Origin of the sequence: Bradyrhizobium sp. 23, from assembly GCF_023073295.1 — a bacterium.
Classification (GTDB): Bacteria; Pseudomonadota; Alphaproteobacteria; order Rhizobiales; family Xanthobacteraceae; genus Bradyrhizobium; species Bradyrhizobium canariense_D.
In genome coordinates, this window is the sequence record NZ_JADPJF010000109.1 from 115,163 (window position 1) to 135,212 (window position 20,050).

Here is a 20,050-nt window from a genome sequence, read left to right on the forward strand (position 1 = left end):
GTCGGAAGAATAAAGCCGCGCGTTAGGATGATGGAGGCCTTGGAAGACCTCGGGGAATACCTAGGTTGTCATCCACTGCCCGCCGATTAATCAGCTGGATATACGAGTGGGATTCGGCCTTGTCGTCAGGACGAGGAGGGAGGTCTTGTGAAGTACGTCATCGCGTTATCCGGCCCCGTCGCTGTCGGCAAATCCGCGCTTGCGGGGGAATTCGAAAGGCGTTTCGGCGCATACAAGATCTCGACACGTACCCTGCTCATCGCGGCGGGGACCAAGAACGAACGCTCCGAACTCATCGAAGCCGGCAAACGTCTGGATGTGCAGACTGGGGGCACATGGGTTCGTGACGGCGTCGTCGACCATCTCCGCGTGCACGGTGAGAAGGAGATCGTCCTGGTCGATTCCGTCAGGACCGCCGGCCAGATCGGGCACTTGCGGGATACGTTCGGCGAGAAGTTCGTGCACATCCATGTGACCGCGCCATACGACGTGATCAAGAAGCAATACGATGACCGCGGCTCGGTCGCCGACACCGGCCTGGAATACGATCAAGTCAGGGCTGACAGCACCGAAAGCGGAGTCTGGCTTCTCGATCGCGTCGCCGATCGCGTGGTCGAGAACTGGAGGTGCAAGCCGCCTTCATTGCTTGCGCGCGCCGTCGTCGGCATGGGCCTCTTCCCCGCGGTCGCCGAACCGCTCGTGGACGTGATCATCAGCGGCCAGTACGGCAGCGAGGGCAAGGGGCACGTTTGCGCACACATAGCGCAGGGATATGACATTCTGGTGCGGGTGGGAGGCCCGAATGCTGGCCATCAAGTGGCTTTCCCGCCTTACAACTACCGGCAGCTCCCGTCCGGTACGCAGTCCAATGACACGGCGAAGATCCTTATCGCCGCGGGCTCTACGATTCTTCCCGAGAGGATTTTGAAGGAGATTAAGGACTGCGGGTTGACGCCGGATCGGCTCGTGATCGACGAGCAGGCCATGGTGATCGAGGATTGGGACAGGGAGTTTGAGCGTCAGGAGGGCGGCTTGGGATCGATCGGTTCGACCAAGCAGGGCGCCGGTGCCGCGCTCGCCCGCAAGATCCTCAATCGCAGCGACAAGCCAATGCTCGGACCGAGCGTGCGGCTTGCGAAGAACCATCCCGATTTGCTTCCATATGTGAAGCCCGTGCAGCGCGAGCTGGAGAACGCTTATGCGAACGGCACGCGGATCATGATCGAGGGCACGCAGGGAACGGGACTAAGCCTGCACCACGGCAGTTACCCGCACGTGACGGCGCGAGAGACGACCGCATCCGGTTGTCTGGCCGATGCCGGAGTTGCGCCCACTCGGGTGCGAAGGATCGTCATGGTGGTTAGGAGATACCCGATCCGCGTCGGCGGCGCCTCGGGCCCGATGGACATCGTCATCAACTTCGACAAGATCGCCGAGCGTTCCGGAATTCCGGCCGCGGAGCTGAAGGAAAAGGAAATCGGCTCTGTGTCGGGCAATCCCAGGCGGGTAGCCGAATTTGATTGGGAGCAGCTTAGACGCTCGGCCGTCCTGAACGGCGCGACCGATATCGCCCTCTCGTTCTCCGACTACATCAACGTCGAGAACCGCTTGGCGCGGCGTTTCGACCAGCTCACCGACGAAACCAAGACTTTCATCGCAGAGGTCGAGCGCGTCGCCAACGCGCCGGTTTCGCTGATCTCCACGCGCTTCGAGCGCTTTGGCGTCATCGACCGGAGGAGTTGGCGTTGAAGGAAGAGGATCTGCTCCGGCAATACCCGCGGCTGTGGCACATGGCCGAGGACGGTAGTTGGGATTCGATCCGGAAGCATGGGCTGCTGTCGACGACCTCGCTGCTCGATCTCTACAAGTACAAGGGCAAGGCCCGACACGATCTCGAGTCCGCGCGGCGTCCGGAGTCCGTTCTGATCGCCGCTGACGGCATGCCTCATGCGGTGGTTCGGGACCAGAAACCGATGACCGCGTCCGCGCTCGAAAAGTGCCTGACCGACGGCACGACGCCGGAGCAATGGTTCGAAACGCTCAATGCTCGCGTCTTCTTCTGGCTCTCGCGTGACAGGCTGAGAGGACTGCTTGGTGCGCGAGCTTACAGAGGGCGACCGCAGACCGTGCTAACGCTCGACACAAAGAGCCTGGTCGAGGCGAACCGGGATCGCATCAGGCTCAGTCCGATCAATAGCGGTGCCACGATCTACAGGCCGGCTCCGCGCGGAGTCGATACGTTTCTACCTATCGCCGATTACCCGTTCGACCAGTGGCGCAAGAAACGAAGAGCCAGCAACGCCGTCGTCGAGCTTACAGTACTCGACGGGGTTCTGGACATCACCGACCACGCGATAGCGGTACACTCGGTCCACAACGGCCAGCAGACTGAGCTTTGGCGCAAGAAAGGAACGGCCGCAGACGAGGGGCCGTAGTCAGTGGCCCGCGGCCGCTGCGCTCTCGATGCGAGCCGGGCGCCGCGCCTTCCTCAACAGGTCGGCGAAGTGGCTCGTCAATCCAATTTCGCCTTCGATGCTCACGCCGACGTCCCCCGGTAGTTCATCGAGGAAGCCACGCAACGCTTCAAGGCCGCGCGATACCTGGAAAACTTCCCAGCGCCGTGCGTCGCCCGGCACGATCGTCGATGCGGCACTGTCAGTCGCGCCTTTGTGCAGCTGTACGATCCACGCCCTCGAACCGTCATGGACCCACTCGAAACGAACGGGGCCTAGAGACGCCTTCGCGAGATCGTAGAGAGCCCCGACATCGGCCATTACCGAAGTCGGAATTCTCTCCGGCATCTTCCGGCCGAGCATGAAGTGATCGCCTTCACCGGCCGTACCCTCGATGACCAATTTGCCGGTTGCGTCCGTGATGGCTGCGCCCGAATGGGTCGCCGGAACGGCGGCCTGGCAAAGGATCGCGGGGATCTGCGTGCCTTGCGGGTCTTCGATCGCCAATAGCTTGAACGGGTCGGCCCATCCTTTGACGGTCGTGTATCGGCCCGGCTCCTGTTCCCGCGGGCAAGTACGCGTCCAGACCTCGCGGGAAGCCGTATCCTGACCGAACGTGAACGGCGCGACCCTTCTCGAGAAGCAAGTCGTGCGGGGGACGGGCAGGCCGATCGCGTGTGCGACGAGGAGACCGAACGTCTTGTCGCCGATGTGCTGGCTGAACCGGTTCGGCCACTTCATTGCAGCCTGCGCCGGCGCGGACTCGGTGCCCTCGTACTCCCACATCAGGGTATGGGACCGACGCCAGCCGCGGGGCTTCGGATGGATGCTAAACTCCAGACGCCCCCGATCGGCCGCGACCGTTTCCGGCTCGAACCCGAAAACCATGCGGATGATCGACTTCGCCAGATCGGACGGCATGGACGCCGTGCCTTCTTTCTCGACGCAACGAGGAGTGTCGTCGGGAGCGAACTCCGCGACCCCGCCTTGTATGACGCCCGACACGCCGCCGTCTGAGACGTCGACCGTTTCGTTTGCAATGACGAAAAGACCCTCCGCCGACATCCTCGTCAGCAAGGATTCCGCTTCATCGACGTTACCCAGGCCGTAGTGGAAGTCCCTGCTACGGGGACTTTCCGGCGTGAAGCTCCGAAGATTGATCGTGCCTTCGGGGCTGCGTTCCACGAGGCTGTAGAGGCCGTCACGTACCGTTGTGAAGCGGTGGTTCGGCTCATAGCCGGCGATCCGGCAGAACTGCTGATTGGGTGTCTTTCCGCCCGGCGAGTAGCTCACGAATTGGGCGACGTTGCCGATCCGCGCGAGTTCGTCGAGCGATTGGTCTTTCCTGAGCGACATATGCAAGACCTCGTCTCGAGAACGATACAGAACTAAACTAACGCGGGTGCTACAGGTGCGATCGGCTCACGTCCAGACGGGGAAGCGGTTTTCACCGCATTTCACCGAGCGGATCTGAGGGGATTGACTCTCGATCGCTGCGAAAACAGAGCCTCAAAACGCTCCAGCCACGCCCGCTTTGCCTCCTGCGAAGACAGGTTGCGCACAGTCACGGGGGCGGGAACGACGTCCAGTCCCCGGAGCCACTCGTCGGTTCCCCTTGGCATGATCTGGCGCTGCTCGGCGGCGAGCACGCGGAGGTCGGCCTGCTTCACTTCGCGCGGCATCGGGGTCTGAAGCCCGAAGCGGGAGAAGATCGCCCGCTCGACTTCGCCCTCGATTCGCTTGTAGTCGGGCAGCATCTGCTTCAGCGGCCGGGTGATGTCACCGAGGAACGCCTCGGCAGCGTCGTGCATCAACGCTTCGAACTCGAAGCCAGTGGCCACATCACTGACGAGGAGGCTGTGCTCGGCTACCGAGTAGAACTCCCTGCACTGCCCGGAATACCGGCAGATGTGAGCGAGTCCATGAGCGATGTCTTCGACCGTGAAGGGGCTGGCGTGAGGCGCAGCGAAGTCGAACCATGCCCCGCTTTGGAGCATGATCGATGGTCCGACATCTATCCTGACCGCAACCACTGTGTTCGCTTCCCAAGGCATCAGTCCCTCCGAGTATATGCCGAAATGCGAACCTTGTTCCATTGGCGTCGGGCGCAGGACACGTGCCTTTGAATAAGGTTGCAAAATCGAATGCCGCTATATATGCAAATTTGCATGAAGTTGGCAAGCGAATCGAAGCGAGCGCTGGTGGACGAAATCCGCGATCAGATGAGCGCGCGCCAGCTTTCTGCATCGGATTTGGCAACAATAGCCGGTGTAAACCAAGGCCAAGTCAGCAGGATTCTCGCACAAGACTTCAGGGCGGTTAGCCAGAATGTCTTGCAAATTTGCATAAAACTTGGAATTGACCCGTTGCGTTTCGTCGGGCGTGTTCACGGAGATGAGGACGCCAAGAAGCGCATCGTCGATAGCGCACTGTCCGTGTGGGACGGCACGGCGGAAGATGCCGATCTGCTCGTAGCCGTCCTCGGCGGTATGGCTGCCCTACGTGGCGCTAAGCGGAGGTGAGAGGCAGGCCTCTGGCCGCCCTAACGCACTGGGATTTCGAAGCCCAATCCAGATCCGTGCGTTCGAAGAGATCGGTATCATCGACGCTCCAGAACCTGCAGCACCCGCCAGCGCTGCCGCATCGACGCTGGCGTCGACAATCACTCGACGATCCCTGCCAATCACGATCACCATCTGCCCACTCGGCGGTGTGGGAGCAACCGCCGGCTCGACCTCAGCGGCCAGGACGACCCGCGCAAAGCCAGATTGTTCGCTTTGAGGGCTGATCGGCTCGGGCCCGAACGCGCGTCGCCCATGTCATCAGCAACGAACGTGATATGCCATGGCGCCGTGCCGTCGACGATATAGCGCGCGGCGCTTCAAAGCTCTCGCTCACGATCCGCAGCTTCTCGTCATCCGACCAGCGCCGACGACGACCAGTCTCGACCACCTCAAGCCGTTCAAGCTGAGTACTGCGCTTATGGCTGATGGGGTGGATGCCCCCTCGCAGCATCCTTGTGGCAAGGTGGCATCGTCCAACATCATTGAAACGGAGGTTCCTATGTCAGGGGTTAGCACGATTGGGCTGGATCTGGCGAAAAACGTGTTTCAAGTCCATGGCTCTGATGTCTCAGGAACCGTGACTCTCCGCAAGAAGCGGCGGCGAGAGCAGGTGCTTAAGTTTTTCGCCACGCAGCCGGCCTGCACGGTTGCCATGGAAGCCTGCGCTAGTAGTCATCATTGGGGGCGGGAGATCGCAAAATTCGGACATCGGATTCGCCTCATCGCACCGGCTTACGTCAAGCCGTTTGTTAAGCGGCAAAAGAACGACGCAGCCGATGCGGAAGCCATCTGTGAAGCCGCGCAGCGGCCGACCATGCGTTTCGTGGCGATGAAAACAGAAGAGCAACAAGCAGCGGCGATCGTATTTCGTGCTCGCGATCTTCTAGTCCGTCAGCGAACCCAAATCATTAATGCGATACGAGGCCACTTGGCCGAGTTCGGGAGCATCGTCGCAAAGGGTCCCTGTCACGTCGCCAAGCTCCTGGCTAAGATAGCGGACATTCCCACGATGGCCCAACCGATCCTGCAATTGCTCGCCGATCAATTACGGTCATTAGATGAGAAGATCACCCAATTGGACCAAGAACTTGCCCATCGTGTTAAAGAGGATGAGCAAGCCAAGCGGTTGATGACCGTTCCCGGAATAGGACCTATTACCGCGACGGCGCTTGTTGCGTTAGCTCCGACTGCCCAGGCCTTTAAGAAAGGCCGTGATTTTGCTGGGTGGCTTGGTCTAACGCCGCTGCAGCGCTCGACCGGAGGAAAGCAGAGGCTTGGTGAAACCTCTCGCATGGGTGAGCGAACATTACGCAGGCTGCTGATCATCGGCGCAAGTGCTGCCGTGCGATGGGCAAGGCGCAAGGGCAAGGGCTCTTCTAACCCTTGGCTCATGAATATTTTAAGTCGTAAGCCGCCCATGCTGGTGATTGTCACCCTAGCTAACAAGATGGCGCGGATAGTCTGGGCATTGATGGCGAGAGGCGGAATATATCGAGCTCCGGCCGTCGTGGGCTAATTCTCCCGCTGTCTACGATGTGAGAAGGTCGAACGGAGAGTATGGCGCAACAGTCAGAGACGGGATCGGGAAAACCAGATTATGGACACGCGCCTCGAGCGCGCATCACTGAATTGGACCCGCTCCGCGAACTCCCATACAGGCCGGCGGCATATAACGGCCGCATCAGAGGCCGGACACATGTCCGCACCCGACCGCGCGCTCTAGACTCATTCGAAAGATTCCTTTTGCATCAACGGGGGCGTCCACACATGTCCATAAGAACTGTTACGCACCAATTGGACTAATCCAACAAGGCGGCCCTCGCCGGCTTTCAATTACCCACAAGTGCTTGATTCATTTGCGGGAGGGCTCGATCGAAGAATCTTGAATCAGATGACTCGGTTGTGATTCATTGTTGAGCACCTGAATCGCGACGGCGAGGTGCCTTCATGTGTTCGAGCGGTGCGATATCTCGTCGGTCGGCGGGCCCGGATGATCACCAGGATGATCGTGATGAAAGCGCCGTCGCACACTGGACTGAGCGCGAGATTCGACAAGACGGCTTTCAAGGACGCCCGTCTTGGTCAACGATTTGGCGAGCTGTTAAGGCAAATTGGTGATGGCATGGGCGGGAGCATACCGTTCGCGTGCCAAGACTGGGCGAACACGAAGGCAGCCTACCGCTTTTTCGCCAACGAGCGCGTGGAGGAAGCCGACATTCTTAGCGGCCACTTCGCCGCCACGCGCACCCGTTACGATGATTGTACAGGCCCGATTCTCCTTATCCAGGACACCACAGAATTCTCCTACCAACGCGCGAACACGAGCGCGATCGGCATAACCAAGAGCGTCAATAGCGGCCGGGACAAAGGTGGCCGTTGGCGCCATCACACGGTCTGCGGAATGCTGATGCATTCGAGCCTCGCGGTGACCGTAGAGGGCCTCCCCCTGGGATTGGCGGCGGTGAAGTTCTGGACACGGAAACAATTCAAGGGCACGGCCCAACTCAAGAAGAAGGTCAACCCGACCCGCGTTCCCATCGAGAAGAAGGAGAGCGTTCGATGGCTCGACAATCTCAGGCAATCGATCGAACGGCTCGGACAGCCGGAGCGTTGCAATTCATATCGGCGACCGCGAAAGCGACATCTACGAATTGTATTGCCTGACGCAAGAGCTTGGCGCTCACTTCCTTGTCCGCGCCTGCGTCGATCGGCTGGCAGGCGATGGCGGCGATACGATTGCGATCGAGATAGAAGAGACTAGCGTCAAGGGCCTGCATTACATCGACGTGCGAGACCACAAGGGCGAGATGACGAAAGCAGCGCTGGAGATCAAGTTCAAGCGGATTGCGGTCTTGCCTCCGATCGGAAAGCAAAACCGCTATCCCGCCCTCAACCTGAGGGTAATCCACGCCGGCGAGCGCGGTGCGCCGAAGGGCCGGAAACCCATTGAGTGGAAGCTAATCACGGACCTACCCGTCCGCGGACGCTCCGAGGCAATCGAGAAGATTAACTGGTACGCCATGCGGTGGAAAATCGAGATGTTCCACAAGATCCTGAAATCGGGCTGCAGGGCGGAAGACTCGAAACTGCGGACCGCGGAGCGCCTCGCTAATCTGATGGCGGTCTTCTGCATTCTCAGCTGGCGCGTCCTCTGGCTCACCATGCTCAATCGCACGGCCCCAGACGCGTCACCGAAGATGGCCTTGACGGACACCGAGATCGCATTGCTCGATGAACTCATCAGCGACGTTGGCGATCGACGATGTCGCCCTGGAACCCTCGCATTCTACTTGACCAAACTTGCACGATTGGGTGGCTACCTGGCCAGCGCCGCCGATCCGCCACCCGGAAATGTTGTCATCTGGCGCGGACTCTCCAGACTCACCGATATCGAACTCGGCGCCAAAATCGGAGCGGCTGGAAATGTGGGTAATTGAAAGCCTCACCGGACGGTTACGACACGAGTCACTTCCAAAAAAGAGATTCTGGCCAATCTGTGAACTCCAATTCGAAGCTACGTAGGCCAGTAAGTTTGGTGGTGAATTTAAGGGTCTTCCCTGAAAGGGCTGCCAATGAGCCAGATGCGAACTTGAATACTGTCGTGCCGGAAGTTGCGACCGCAATGCCTTGCTCGCCTTCCATGCTAGAGAAGCCGGTCGCCTCCGAGAGTTGCCCAATTGCAACTCCCCCCAGCGCGCGGTGAAATTCCACGGACGCTAGGTACGTTCCTTTATCAGCAGCCCACTCGCTGACCGACACTGCTGTAATCCCCGCGTCACTCGAGAGACCATCCGCGATCCGGCAGCCATATTGAACCGTGAGAATGACCCGCTCGTTCCGAACTCCGACCGGCTCTCTATCGGCGGCAGTGATCGTGCACGCGTACCGCCTTGTGTCCGCAACCGCGCTCGCGCTTAGCCCGAGCAGCTCGAGAGCGGAACATAATGCAAAAGCGATAACGGCTCTTCTCATTCGGCTACACCTAGTCTGGAGTATCGTTCGCCTGCTCTGTACAATCTGACGCTACGGCCGATTCAAGCTTTCTTCGATCGCTCTGTCGATGAAAGCTGCTCATGGTGACCGCGGTTTCGCAGAAACGGCGCAATCGGTGTCCCCCAGCCGTGGTCCTGGATGGCCGGCCCGAACGGTTTCATTATCGGCGCTCACGGTGCGCCACGGGCCAGCACATCGGTGAAAAGGCTGAGGACCGACGCATTTCAGCTCGGCGGCGGCCATGATGGCGCGGCGGTCCGCGGCGACGGAGCCTACGTTTCTGACGCAGGCGCATGCGTTCTATGAGCCGACGCCATTTTGCGCGCCAATGACCTGCGGCTCCCGAATTTTGCTTGACAGTGTCAATGTAAAAGGAAACGTGGTCGCTAGGAGCCGTTCAAAGGCAGATTGCCGCTCAAGCAGGCGATCTTCGAGAACCTTACGCTCGAGATCACTCAGCTCGCTTTTAAGCCTTCTTCGACAGCGCCAAATGTCATTCCGCACGTGTCGGATCTCATTTAATCGATCGTCAATCGAAGCCATCACCGACGCCATATCTAACTTGAACCAGCCAGTTGTACGGAAGTCTTTCAACGCAAGAGCACGAAGTGACCATTGCTTCTGCAGAAGTTCAGCGATTTTTGCGACCAGCGCGCTGGATTTCAAAAGCTGCCACTCGGCCCTGAGTGGGTCGAAATGGTTATCTTATCCCAACCCACACGCGGCCCGATCAGGTGTCAGGCCGGCACTTCAGCTGGTGTCGAAGTAAATCGGACGGTCTTACCGTCAAACTCTAGTCTAGGTAACAGATTTGAGATGGGCAATTGCTATGCCAGCGAACCCCAGGTGGGATTCAAGACAAGCCATGTTCAGGCTTTCGGGGCTCGTCTGTTACAAACGAGCGCGATTTTGGAGGCGGCGCGCAAAGAGCCGACCCGGATATGAGTCGGCGAGCCTTCAGTCGGCAGGGCAGGCGCAATCGTGAGCGATGCGCACCGCCGGGCGCCTCGGCTCAGTGTCTCGCCGTAGGCCAGCGTTGATCTTTGTACCGCCGTGCCACGTGTGGCCGGCAAGCCTGGCAATCGGATCTCATCACAAAACTAGCCGGGCTGGCGCTTGTCGCATCTGTGACACTGTATGTATTCATCAAAGCAAGACATCCGACGTTGTTCGGCAGCCCGGACTCGTTTTGTAACTAAATCAGCAGCTTGCATGTCAGATGCAAGACTGGCATGGGGGTTGCTATTGTCCAGCGGCACCGTGAGCGCTGAGCGCGACCAGCGGTGCAACACGGATAGATCAACTTCGCTGGAGCGTATTGGCCACCCAATCGCTCAATGGAGAACCGATGCGGCCACCGGACAGATTATCCTTTTTCGGCACGCTTATTGTTGTCAGATCGGCCATCATTCCGAAGGGTGAGGCGCTAGTCTGATCTACCAAGGTCGTGATCTAAGCTCAAAGCGAATTCGCGAATCAAATAACGGCTTAAAGCCTCTTGGGCGAACGCCGGCAGCGAGCACCTCGAAATCGAACATTTGATGCAGCCTCGCTTCACAGGATCCGGTGCATGCTGCGCCGGCCCGTTGAGGGAACAGAGTGTGGCATCGCTTTCGACTGTTTTCTTGATGTGAATCAGAACTGATGAGGCGGGTGTATGAACAAATCGATCCGGGAGCTTCGGCTTGTGGCTGAAGCATCTGTTTTGGCGATTGGCCTGTTGATGTCGTCAGGAGCTAGCGCGGACGATGATCTGATGAGAGCCGCCAGGCAGATCTTCCATCCGATCCCCTCAGTCATTCCTGCGGTAAAGGACAATCCAGTCACGCATGAAAAGGTCGAGCTTGGCAAGATTCTGTTCTTCGATCCACGGCTATCGGCAAGCGAGATCATTAGCTGCAATACGTGCCACAATCTCGGCAGCGGCGGAGTCGATGCCGGTCCGACCTCAGTCGGTCACGGCTGGAAGGTCGGCCTACGTCGGGCCCCAACCGTCTACAACGCGGTCTTCAATGCGGCGCAATTCTGGGACGGACGCGCCGCGGACCTCAAGGCGCAAGCAACTGGCCCTGTGCAGGCGAGTGCCGAAATGAATGCGACTCCGGATCATGTGCTCGACACCTTGAACTCAATGGCCAGCTATGTCGTGTTGTTCAAAAATGCTTTCCCGAACGAGGCTAGACCGGTCAGCTTTGAAAACTTTGCGAAGGCAATCGAGGCTTTTGAAGCCACTCTCATCACACCTGCGGCCCCGTTCGATCAGTATTTGGAGGGCAATACACATGCTCTCGATGATCAGCAGAAGTCAGGGTTGGCGCTGTTTATGGAGAAGGGATGCTCCTCTTGCCACAATGGAATCAATGTTGGTGGACAGGCCTACTTCCAGTTCGGCGTGATGAAGAAGCCGGACGCAACCCTGCTTCCGCAAGCCGATAAGGGCCGATTCGCGGTCACCAAGGCGGTCGGCGACGAATATGTCTTCCGCGCTGCGCCGTTGCGGAACGTTGCTTTGCGAGCCCCTTACTTCCATTCGGGCCAGGTTTGGAGCCTGAAGCAAGCTGTTGCCCTGATGAGTGAAATCCAGCTCGGCGCCAAGCTTAGCGATGGGGAAGAAAACGACATTGTCGCGTTCCTGAATTCGCTTACCGGGCGGCTACCTAAGATCGAGTATCCGATACTACCCACCCGTACGAACACGACGCCAAAGCCTTCAATAGACAGATAGGATTATCAGCACCGGCCTCATATCTTGCCGAATGATAACAGATGCGACGCAAGAACCCGGCGTCCCGCAATGACGTTAAAATGAATGATCCCGTGCTGTCACTCATAACCAAGCGATCGGGTAGGAGGAAGCCTCGCGGCTTCCCCCTCCCACACCACCCTACGTACGGACCCGTATACCGCGGTTAGTCAAGCCCGATTGAGATGGCGGTGCAGTCCAATGAGGAACGGCAGACCGAGATGCACGAAAAAAGGCGGCGCGATAAGCGTCGTTCATGGGGCTGGCCCCGGCATTCCACCAGGGGCCGCGGCCGTTGAAGGCCGACTGCCATGCCCGCGCTTGATCGAGCCCACGTTGCATCAAGCGCTTGGCAGGTGTCTGTGGTCGCTTCCACGGGTGCGAGAGGCCCGCCTTGGGGTCGGACGAATAGTCTCGGCCAGCGTTGTGGTGCCGGCTTGCGATCGCGTCCCTCAGCGCCATCAAAAGCCGGTGAGCAAGAGAGCGCGCGATTCGCTGTCCACGCCGCGGATGCCCTTGGTCAGTAAGACGCGGTCCACGATGGGCCCGAGCAGCTTCTCTAATTTTTTGGCCGACCCTCTCCCGCATCTCCGTTACGGCCGCCCAGTGAGCTTCCTGCTCCTCGTGACTCTCAGTGTCCGCGTCCAGCCGACACCGGGCGCATGAGCTATGGCGACACTCCGGGCGCGGCTCGCGCTGTCCGCCCAGACGGGATAGAGTTCGCCTGCCAAGGCCGTTGCATGGCGGTGGGTCGGATGCACGGGAGCGTCATTGCGGACGGCCTGCCAAACACCCCCTAGGTAGCCCGCGCTGATCGAGCCGCTCTAGTGGTGTCCGTCTGTAGTGGGAGCAGCGCCTCGCGCTCATCATCAGACAGGCCTCGTTGTCGCTGCACTCGGTGCCGCGTGCCGGCGTCGGCTCACCGCGTCACGCTTCCGCAAGCGGTGATAAAAAAAGTCGACGCGCGCCCGATCGAAGCGCCGAATTGCGTCGCGGCCTGTCTTACCGAGATGCTGGAGCGAGCTGCAACTGGACTGCCGAATGACAAGGACGGGCCATTGTAGAACGCCGACCTCTTTACCCCGAATGACCAAGGGCCACGAGCTTGCGCCTTTAAGGCTATCGCGGGCTGAGAATCGATCAGCCCCAATGCTCTCCACGAGATCGGGTGTCGCCACTTAGAGCGCGTCTCCACGAGATCAACTGGAATGACGAGCGAACCGAAAGATCGCCTGTAAGTGAAACAACGCCGTCTGCTGACAACTGAGTTCTCTTAGTCATCCAGAAGAGGTGCTGCAGCGCTCAATCATCACTTGCTCCGTATCGATCGCAAACACCATGGGCGCATCTACGTGCGCTGAACTCTCTCGAGCCGATCGTGTTTGCGATCGCTCGATGGGGGCGCCAAGCAAAGCTGCGCACCGGAGTGACGCCGGCGCGCGAAGACTCTACCTATCTCGCTGGCGGAGAGCGCAAGTGATTGTTTTGTTTCAGACAGAGCGTTAGCGGGTACGCCTGTCGGTGCCACGCAGGGTCGGGTTTCTAACATCCGCATCCTGCCAGCTATCTAGTTCTACAGACGTGGGTTTTTGTGTTCAATCAGCGCTGGCACACTCGTTGCAAACCCCTGCGCAACAGGCGGCTGTTAGCCTTTGCATCGACATGCAGAGGGGCAGGCCGCCCCCTGATGGCACGCGAGCGAGTAAAGATGCCGATATGACCAAGGCTGGAGGGCAGGCATGACATCACCGAGACGCGTGTTGGTCAGCCATTCCGTCGACAAATCAACAGCGTCACACATGGCGCTCGCAAGCGCTTAGCCGATGAGCTGCAACATTCTGACCGGCCGCTGCGGCATGATCCAGAACCCCGCGGAGTTGCGTCCGGTCGGACCGGCCAGGGAGATTGCACGCTTTACACCTCAACGCCGGATTGGAAATCCGTCGGTCTACCGGAAAAGCGTCGCTTCTTCATTTGAGACGACAATGGAAAGGAAATTTGTATGAGCCGAGCAACTACCGAAAGCGTCGCAGAGATCAAGGCGCGCAACAAGCAGCTAATTGATGAGGTGTTGAAGGTCTACCCAGAGAAGACCGCCAAAAGGCGCGCCAAGCATCTGAGTGTTCACGAGGCGGGGAAGTCGGATTGTGGCGTCAAATCCAATATCAAGTCCATTCCGGGCGTAATGACCATCCGCGGCTGTGCCTACGCGGGCTCCAAGGGCGTGGTCTGGGGGCCGATCAAGGACATGATCCACATTAGCCACGGTCCGGTCGGCTGTGGTCAGTACTCATGGGGCTCGCGGCGCAACTACTACGTCGGCACGACCGGCATCGACACGTTCGTGACACTGCAGTTCACTTCCGATTTCCAAGAAAAGGATATCGTGTTCGGCGGAGATAAAAAGGTCACCAAACTCATCGACGAGCTGCAGGAGCTGTTTCCTCTCAACAGGGGCATTACCATTCAGTCCGAATGTCCGATTGGTTTGATCGGTGACGATATCGAGGCAGTCTCCAGAGAAAAGTCAAAGGAATATGGCGGCAAAACCATCGTGCCTGTGCGGTGCGAGGGTTTTCGTGGCGTGTCACAATCGCTCGGCCATCACATCGCGAACGACGCCATTCGAGATTGGATCTTCGACAAGAGCGCCCCAGAAGCCAGCTCTAAATTTCAGCCGACCGCCTATGACGTCGCCATCATCGGTGACTACAACATCGGCGGCGACGCTTGGTCGTCACGGATCCTGCTCGAAGAAATGGGCCTGCGCGTCATCGCCCAGTGGTCCGGGGATGGATCTCTCGCTGAATTGGAGGCGACGCCGAAGGCGAAGCTCAACATATTGCATTGCTATCGCTCGATGAATTACATCTCACGGCACATGGAGGAAAAATTTGGGATTCCCTGGTGCGAGTACAACTTCTTCGGGCCTTCCAAAATCGCGGAGTCGCTGCGCAAAATTGCAAGCTTCTTCGATGATAAGATCAAGGAGGGCGCCGAGCGCGTCATCGCGAAATATCAGCCGCTGGTCGATGCGATCACCGCGAAATACCGGCCGCGGCTCGATGGCAAGACCGTAATGCTGTTCGTCGGCGGCCTACGTCCTCGCCACGTCATCGGCGCGTATGAGGACCTCGGCATGGATGTTGTCGGCACAGGCTATGAGTTCGGTCACAACGACGACTATCAGCGCACCGCCCAGCACTACGTCAAGGACGGCACGCTGATCTACGACGATGTCACCGGTTACGAATTCGAGCGCTTCGTCGAAAAGATCCGGCCCGACCTCGTCGGCTCCGGTATCAAGGAAAAATACGTCTTCCAAAAGATGGGCGTGCCGTTCCGCCAAATGCATTCCTGGGACTACTCGGGTCCTTACCACGGTTATGACGGCTTCGCGATCTTCGCCCGAGACATGGACATGGCAATCAACTCCCCGATCTGGGGGAAGACCACCGCACCTTGGAAGGACGCTCCGCGGCCGAGCCTCATGGCGGCGGAATAGGAAAGCCGACGCTCGGGCCCTTTCTTCCGCAGAGGAGGGAAGGGCAGGAGAACGAACACAAGAACCTGAAGAGTGCCATGATGACACAGAACGCCGAACACATCCTCGACCACTCTGAGCTTTTCCGGGGAGACGAATACCAGCAGATGCTGGCCAATAAGAAGGCGCTATTTGAGAATCCGCACGATCCCGCCGAAGTCGACCGTATCGGAGAATGGTCCAAGACGCCCGAATACCGCGAGAAGAACTTCGCCCGCGAGGCGCTAACCGTCAATCCGGCGAAGGCTTGCCAGCCGCTAGGTGCGGTCTTCGCCGCGCTCGGGTTCGAGCGCACACTGCCGTTCGTCCACGGCTCCCAGGGTTGCGTCGCGTATTATCGCAGCCATTTGTCGCGGCACTTCAAGGAGCCGACTTCGTGCGTCTCCTCGTCCATGACGGAAGACGCGGCTGTGTTCGGGGGGCTCAACAACCTGACCGACGGGCTTGCCAACAGCTACAACATGTACAAGCCGAAGATGATCGCGGTCGCCACGACCTGCATGGCGGAAGTCATTGGCGACGACCTCAACGCCTTCATCAAAACATCAAAGGAAAAAGGTTCAGTCCCCGCGGACTACGACGTACCATTCGCTCACACTCCTGCATTCGTCGGTAGTCACATTACGGGCTACGACAACGCGCTCAAGGGCATCCTCGAGCATTTCTGGGATGGCAAAGCCGGCACGGCGCCTAAACTCCAGCGCAAGGCGAACAACTGGATCAACTTCATCGGTGGCTTCGACGGCTACACTGTCGGAAACATCCGTGAGATAAAGCGCATCTTCGAGCTGATGGGGATCGGCTACACGATCCTCGCGGATAACAGTGATGTGTTCGATACCCCCACCGACGGCGAGTTCCGCATGTATGATGGCGGCACGACACTAAAGGATGCCGCGAACGCAGTCCATGCGAAGGCAACCATTTCCATGCAGCAATATTGTACGGAGAAGACGTTGCCCTTCATCAAGGGGCACGACCAGGAGGTCGTCTCCTTCAATCACCCTCTGGGTGTCAGCGCCACGGACGATTTCCTGATGACGCTGTCGCGTATCACCAACAAGGCAATTCCCAATGCGCTGGAGCGGGAGCGCGGGCGTCTGGTAGACGCAATGGCTGACTCTAGCGCGCATGTTCACGGCAAGAAGTTCGCGATCTACGGCGATCCCGACCTCTGCTATGGCCTTGCCGCATTCTTGCTGGAGCTTGGCGCTGAGCCGACGCACGTGCTCTCGACCAACGGAAGTAAGGGCTGGGAGCAGAAGATGCAGGCGCTGTTCGCGAGCTCGCCGTTCGGTAGAAACTGCCGCGCCTTCCCGGGCAAGGATCTCTGGCACATGCGTTCGCTCCTGTTCACAGAACCAGTCGATTTCCTGATCGGTAACACCTACGGCAAGTATCTCGAGCGTGACACTGGAACGCCGCTAATCCGCATCGGGTTTCCCATCTTCGATCGCCATCATCACCATCGTTATCCAGTGTGGGGCTATCAGGGTAGCATGAATGTGCTGGTCAAGATTCTCGACAAGATCTTTGATGAGATCGATAGAAAAACCAGCTCGGTTGGCAAGACAGACTACAGCTTCGACATCATACGTTGAGGCGAGCGCCCCGCCTCATCGTCCGCAGGAACAGCGGCGCTGTGGCGGGGTTCCCGGGTTTTCCGCCGGGCCATCCTCTTGGTCTGTGCGAATGTCTTGACATCCCCGAAAGAGACACCATGACTTCGCTTCCCAGGACCATACAGGACCTCTTTAACGAACCGGGCTGCGCCAGGAATGCGAGCAAGTCGAACGTCGAGCGCAAGAATGGATGCACCAAGCAGCTGAAGCCGGGCGGCGTCGCCGGTGGGTGTGCCTTCGATGGCGCCAAAGTCGCACTGCAGCCCTTCACCGACGTCGCCCATCTTGTGCATGGTCCAATCGCCTGTGAGGGCAATTCTTGGGACAATCGCGGTTCCGCCTCCTCCGGCTCCGATCTTTGGCGCAGAAGCTTCACCACGGACATGAGCGAGACCGACATCGTGTTCGGCGGCGAGAAGCGGCTGTACAGGGCAGTCAAGGAGATCACAGAGAAATACGACCCGCAGGCCATCTTCGTCTACCAGACATGCGTGCCCGCAATGATCGGTGACGACATCGATGCGGTCTGCAAGGCAGCCTCCGCCAAACTTGGCAAACCGGTCATTCCCATCAATGCACCGGGATTTGTGGGGTCGAAGAACCTCGGCAACAAGCTCGCAGGCGAAGCACTGCTGGAGCACGTCATCGGTACCGGAGAGCCCGATTACACCACTGCGTATGACATCAACATCATCGGCGAATACAACCTGTCCGGCGAGCTCTGGCAGGTCAAGCCGCTGCTCGATGAGCTCGGAATCCGGATCCTGTCGTGCATCTCGGGGGACGGCAAGTATCGCGAGGTGGCTTATTCGCACCGAGCCAAAGCCGCGATGATGGTCTGCTCAAAGGCAATGATCAACGTCGCACGCAAGATGAGGCAGCGCTACGGCATCCCGTTTTTTGAAGGCTCTTTCTACGGTATTGAGGATTCCAGCGATTCACTACGCCAGATCGCGCGCATGCTGATCGAACGCGGCGCGCCGGCCGAGCTGATGGAACGCACGCAAGCCCTGATCGCACGCGAAGAGACCAAAGCCTGGGCTGCGATTGAACGTTTCAAGCCACGCTTTGCCGTAAAGAGGGTTGTTCTCATCACCGGTGGCGTGAAATCCTGGTCGATGGTGTCCGCTTTGCAAGAGGCCGGGCTCGAGATCGTCGGCACGTCCGTGAAGAAATCGACCAAGAAGGACAAGGAACGTATCAAGGAGTTAATGGGCCAGCACGCCCACATGATCGAGGACATGTCGCCTCGCGAGATCTACAAGATGCTAAAGGACGCAAAAGCCGACATCATGCTCTCCGGCGGCAAGTCGCAATTCGTCGCACTAAAGGCGGCGATGCCGTGGCTCGATATCAACCAGGAGCGCTGCTACGCCTATATGGGCTATATCGGGATTGTCAAGCTCATGGAGGAGATCGAGAAAGCGCTCTACAATCCGATATGGGATCAGCTCCGCCAAGCCGCGCCATGGGATGAGTTCGACCGAAAGCGTCAGGGAAGGACGGTTGCGCAGATGTATGCGCAAGCCGCTGATCCGGTTCGAGACGCGAGCAAGAACGGCGTCAATGCGATAAGTCTCGCGAATGAAAATGAGGCCAGCGGTGGCGAGAGCGCGATTGCGGCCCATGGGCTGAACCTCGCCAAGCCATGCACCAATTCCACCTCACGGTGCGTTGCTTGTAAGGACATTCGTTCCGATTTGCAGCCCCCTGCGCTGCAGGCGGCGGAGTAGGGGAACGGCATGGCGATCGTCACTACCTCGAAGAAAGCCTGTTCGGTCAATCCGCTCAAAATGAGCCAGCCGATCGGCGGCTCATTTGCCTTCCTGGGACTGCGCGGCGCGATGCCGCTTTTGCACGGTCCGCAAGGTTGCACCTCCTTCGGGCTAACGCTGTTCGTGCGCCATTTCAATGAAGCCGTGCCGATGCAGACGACGGCCATGAGCGAGGTTGCCACCGTGCTCGGTGGCCACGAGAATCTCGAACAGGCGATCCTCAACATCTACAATCGGCTCGAGCCTGAGATCATTGGTATCAATTCGACTGGCGTCACCGAGACCAACGGCGATGACGTCGAAGCCTTCATCCGGTTGATCCGACAGAAGCATCCGAAGCTCGAAAAGCTGCCCCTTGTCTACGTCTCCACCCCGGATTTCAAGGATGCCTTTCAGGATGGCTGGGGCAAGACAGTGGCGCGGATGATCGAGATGCTTGTGGCTCCCGTCGACACGGCGAGACCGCGCGATATCTCCCGCGTCAACGTGCTACCTGGATGCCACCTCACGCCCGGCGATCTCGACGAGCTGCGCACGATTTTTGAGGATTTTGGGCTCAAGCCCTCGTTCCTGCCGGACGTCGCCGGTTCGCTGGACGGTCACATCCCCGACGAATTCACGCCCACCACGATCGGGGGCATTGGAGTGGACGAGATTGCGACCATGGGGCAGGTGGCCTGGACGATCGCGATCGGCGCGCAGATGCGCCGTGCGGCCGAGGCCATGCAGGTGCAGACAGGCGCGCCGTTCCGCCTGTTCGAGCGGCTCTGTGGCCTTATCCCAAATGACGAATTCATCGCCTTCCTGAGCCAGATCAGCGGCCGGTCGGTGCCCTGGAAATATCGCCGGCAGCGTGGACAGCTGGCAGACGCCATGCTGGATGCACATTTCCATATCGGCGGCCGCAAGCTCGCGATCGGCGCCGAGCCGGACTTATTATTCGATCTCTCCAGCTTGCTCCACGAGATGGGCGCACAGGTAAGTGCTGCGGTGACGACGACGAACTCACCGGTGCTCCAGCGGGTCAGGACCGAGGACGTCCTGATCGGCGATCTGGAGGACCTTGAAGAGCTTGCCAGGTCGCGTGACTGCGACCTCTTGATGTCGCATTCACATGGTCGCCAGGCCGCTTCGCGACTCAATGTCCCGTTCTTCCGGGTAGGCTTTCCGATGTTCGATCGCCTTGGCGCTGCGCACCTCACGATGGTTGGCTATCGCGGCACGCGCGATCTGATCTTTGACATTGCCAATCTGATCATCACCGACCGCGAAGCGAACCATGGGCCGACGCCCGACACCTGGCGATCAAGCTGCGGCGGCCCACAGGTCCATCCACCCCAGTTGCATTGAGCAGGG

Annotated in this window: 16 protein-coding genes; 11 read left to right on the forward strand and 5 right to left on the reverse strand. The window is 59.0% G+C overall.

The genetic code is table 11. From position 1 onward, the window contains the following. Positions 1-147 precede the first annotated feature (147 nt). Together IVB32_RS28160 and IVB32_RS28165 are read left to right on the forward strand one after the other, a co-directional pair. Positions 148-1,749, forward strand: a complete 1,602-nt coding sequence (locus IVB32_RS28160) for an adenylosuccinate synthetase (protein ID WP_247412014.1) — start codon at positions 148-150, stop codon at positions 1,747-1,749. Next, a complete protein-coding gene (locus IVB32_RS28165; RefSeq protein ID WP_247412016.1) occupies positions 1,746-2,435 on the forward strand; it encodes a hypothetical protein in 690 nt (229 codons plus the stop codon). Before IVB32_RS28160 ends, IVB32_RS28165 begins: the two co-directional genes overlap by 4 nt. Here the strand turns inward: IVB32_RS28165 and IVB32_RS28170 are convergent, their stop codons facing one another. Next, positions 2,436-3,809: a hypothetical protein gene (locus IVB32_RS28170; protein WP_247412018.1), complete on the reverse strand. Its 1,374-nt coding sequence runs from the start codon at positions 3,807-3,809 to the stop codon at positions 2,436-2,438. Positions 3,810-3,910: 101 nt separating this feature from the next. Further along, positions 3,911-4,507 (reverse strand): hypothetical protein, encoded by a 597-nt coding sequence (locus tag IVB32_RS28175; RefSeq protein ID WP_247412020.1) that lies wholly within the window; start codon positions 4,505-4,507, stop codon positions 3,911-3,913. A 90-nt stretch (positions 4,508-4,597) separates the two neighbouring features. Between IVB32_RS28175 and IVB32_RS28180 the strand changes: the two genes are divergently transcribed. Continuing rightward, positions 4,598-4,975 (forward strand): helix-turn-helix transcriptional regulator, encoded by a 378-nt coding sequence (locus IVB32_RS28180; protein WP_247412023.1) that lies wholly within the window; start codon positions 4,598-4,600, stop codon positions 4,973-4,975. Positions 4,976-5,189: 214 nt separating this feature from the next. Here IVB32_RS28180 and IVB32_RS28185 read toward each other — a convergent pair whose 3' ends face one another. Next, positions 5,190-5,468 carry a transposase gene (locus IVB32_RS28185; RefSeq protein WP_247412026.1) on the reverse strand — a complete coding sequence of 93 codons (279 nt, stop codon included), beginning with the start codon at positions 5,466-5,468 and terminating at the stop codon, positions 5,190-5,192. Positions 5,469-5,516: 48 nt separating this feature from the next. On the opposite strand from IVB32_RS28185, the gene IVB32_RS28190 reads away from it, so the two are divergent. The 3 genes from IVB32_RS28190 (at position 5,517) to IVB32_RS28200 (ending at position 8,454) form a co-directional block, all read left to right on the forward strand. After that, positions 5,517-6,533 carry an IS110 family transposase gene (locus IVB32_RS28190; protein WP_247412029.1) on the forward strand — a complete coding sequence of 339 codons (1,017 nt, stop codon included), beginning with the start codon at positions 5,517-5,519 and terminating at the stop codon, positions 6,531-6,533. A gap of 486 nt (positions 6,534-7,019) precedes the next feature. Beyond that, on the forward strand, positions 7,020-7,778 hold the full coding sequence (locus IVB32_RS28195; protein ID WP_247412033.1) for a transposase DNA-binding-containing protein: 759 nt from the start codon (positions 7,020-7,022) through the stop codon (positions 7,776-7,778). Then, the gene (locus IVB32_RS28200) at positions 7,669-8,454 is read left to right on the forward strand and encodes an IS4 family transposase (protein ID WP_247412037.1); all 786 of its coding nucleotides are present in this window, start codon (positions 7,669-7,671) and stop codon (positions 8,452-8,454) included. Before IVB32_RS28195 ends, IVB32_RS28200 begins: the two co-directional genes overlap by 110 nt. A gap of 28 nt (positions 8,455-8,482) precedes the next feature. Here the strand turns inward: IVB32_RS28200 and IVB32_RS28205 are convergent, their stop codons facing one another. Together IVB32_RS28205 and IVB32_RS28210 are read right to left on the reverse strand one after the other, a co-directional pair. Beyond that, the gene (locus IVB32_RS28205) at positions 8,483-8,776 is read right to left on the reverse strand and encodes a hypothetical protein (protein WP_247412039.1); all 294 of its coding nucleotides are present in this window, start codon (positions 8,774-8,776) and stop codon (positions 8,483-8,485) included. Positions 8,777-9,310: 534 nt separating this feature from the next. Beyond that, complete coding sequence (locus IVB32_RS28210) at positions 9,311-9,676, reverse strand: hypothetical protein (RefSeq protein ID WP_247412040.1); 366 nt, start codon at positions 9,674-9,676, stop codon at positions 9,311-9,313. Positions 9,677-10,667: 991 nt separating this feature from the next. Between IVB32_RS28210 and IVB32_RS28215 the strand changes: the two genes are divergently transcribed. The 5 genes from IVB32_RS28215 to nifN all read left to right on the forward strand — a co-directional run bounded on the left by IVB32_RS28215 (position 10,668) and on the right by nifN (position 20,044). After that, the gene (locus IVB32_RS28215) at positions 10,668-11,735 is read left to right on the forward strand and encodes a cytochrome-c peroxidase (RefSeq protein WP_249804628.1); all 1,068 of its coding nucleotides are present in this window, start codon (positions 10,668-10,670) and stop codon (positions 11,733-11,735) included. A 2,020-nt stretch (positions 11,736-13,755) separates the two neighbouring features. After that, positions 13,756-15,258 (forward strand): nitrogenase molybdenum-iron protein alpha chain, encoded by a 1,503-nt coding sequence (gene nifD / locus IVB32_RS28220; protein WP_247369443.1) that lies wholly within the window; start codon positions 13,756-13,758, stop codon positions 15,256-15,258. 80 nt (positions 15,259-15,338) lie between these two features. Further along, the gene (gene nifK / locus IVB32_RS28225) at positions 15,339-16,898 is read left to right on the forward strand and encodes a nitrogenase molybdenum-iron protein subunit beta (RefSeq protein ID WP_247299153.1); all 1,560 of its coding nucleotides are present in this window, start codon (positions 15,339-15,341) and stop codon (positions 16,896-16,898) included. A gap of 119 nt (positions 16,899-17,017) precedes the next feature. Further along, the gene (nifE, locus tag IVB32_RS28230) at positions 17,018-18,652 is read left to right on the forward strand and encodes a nitrogenase iron-molybdenum cofactor biosynthesis protein NifE (RefSeq protein WP_247412041.1); all 1,635 of its coding nucleotides are present in this window, start codon (positions 17,018-17,020) and stop codon (positions 18,650-18,652) included. Positions 18,653-18,661: 9 nt separating this feature from the next. Further along, positions 18,662-20,044: a nitrogenase iron-molybdenum cofactor biosynthesis protein NifN gene (gene nifN, locus IVB32_RS28235; protein WP_247412042.1), complete on the forward strand. Its 1,383-nt coding sequence runs from the start codon at positions 18,662-18,664 to the stop codon at positions 20,042-20,044. Positions 20,045-20,050 lie beyond the last annotated feature (6 nt).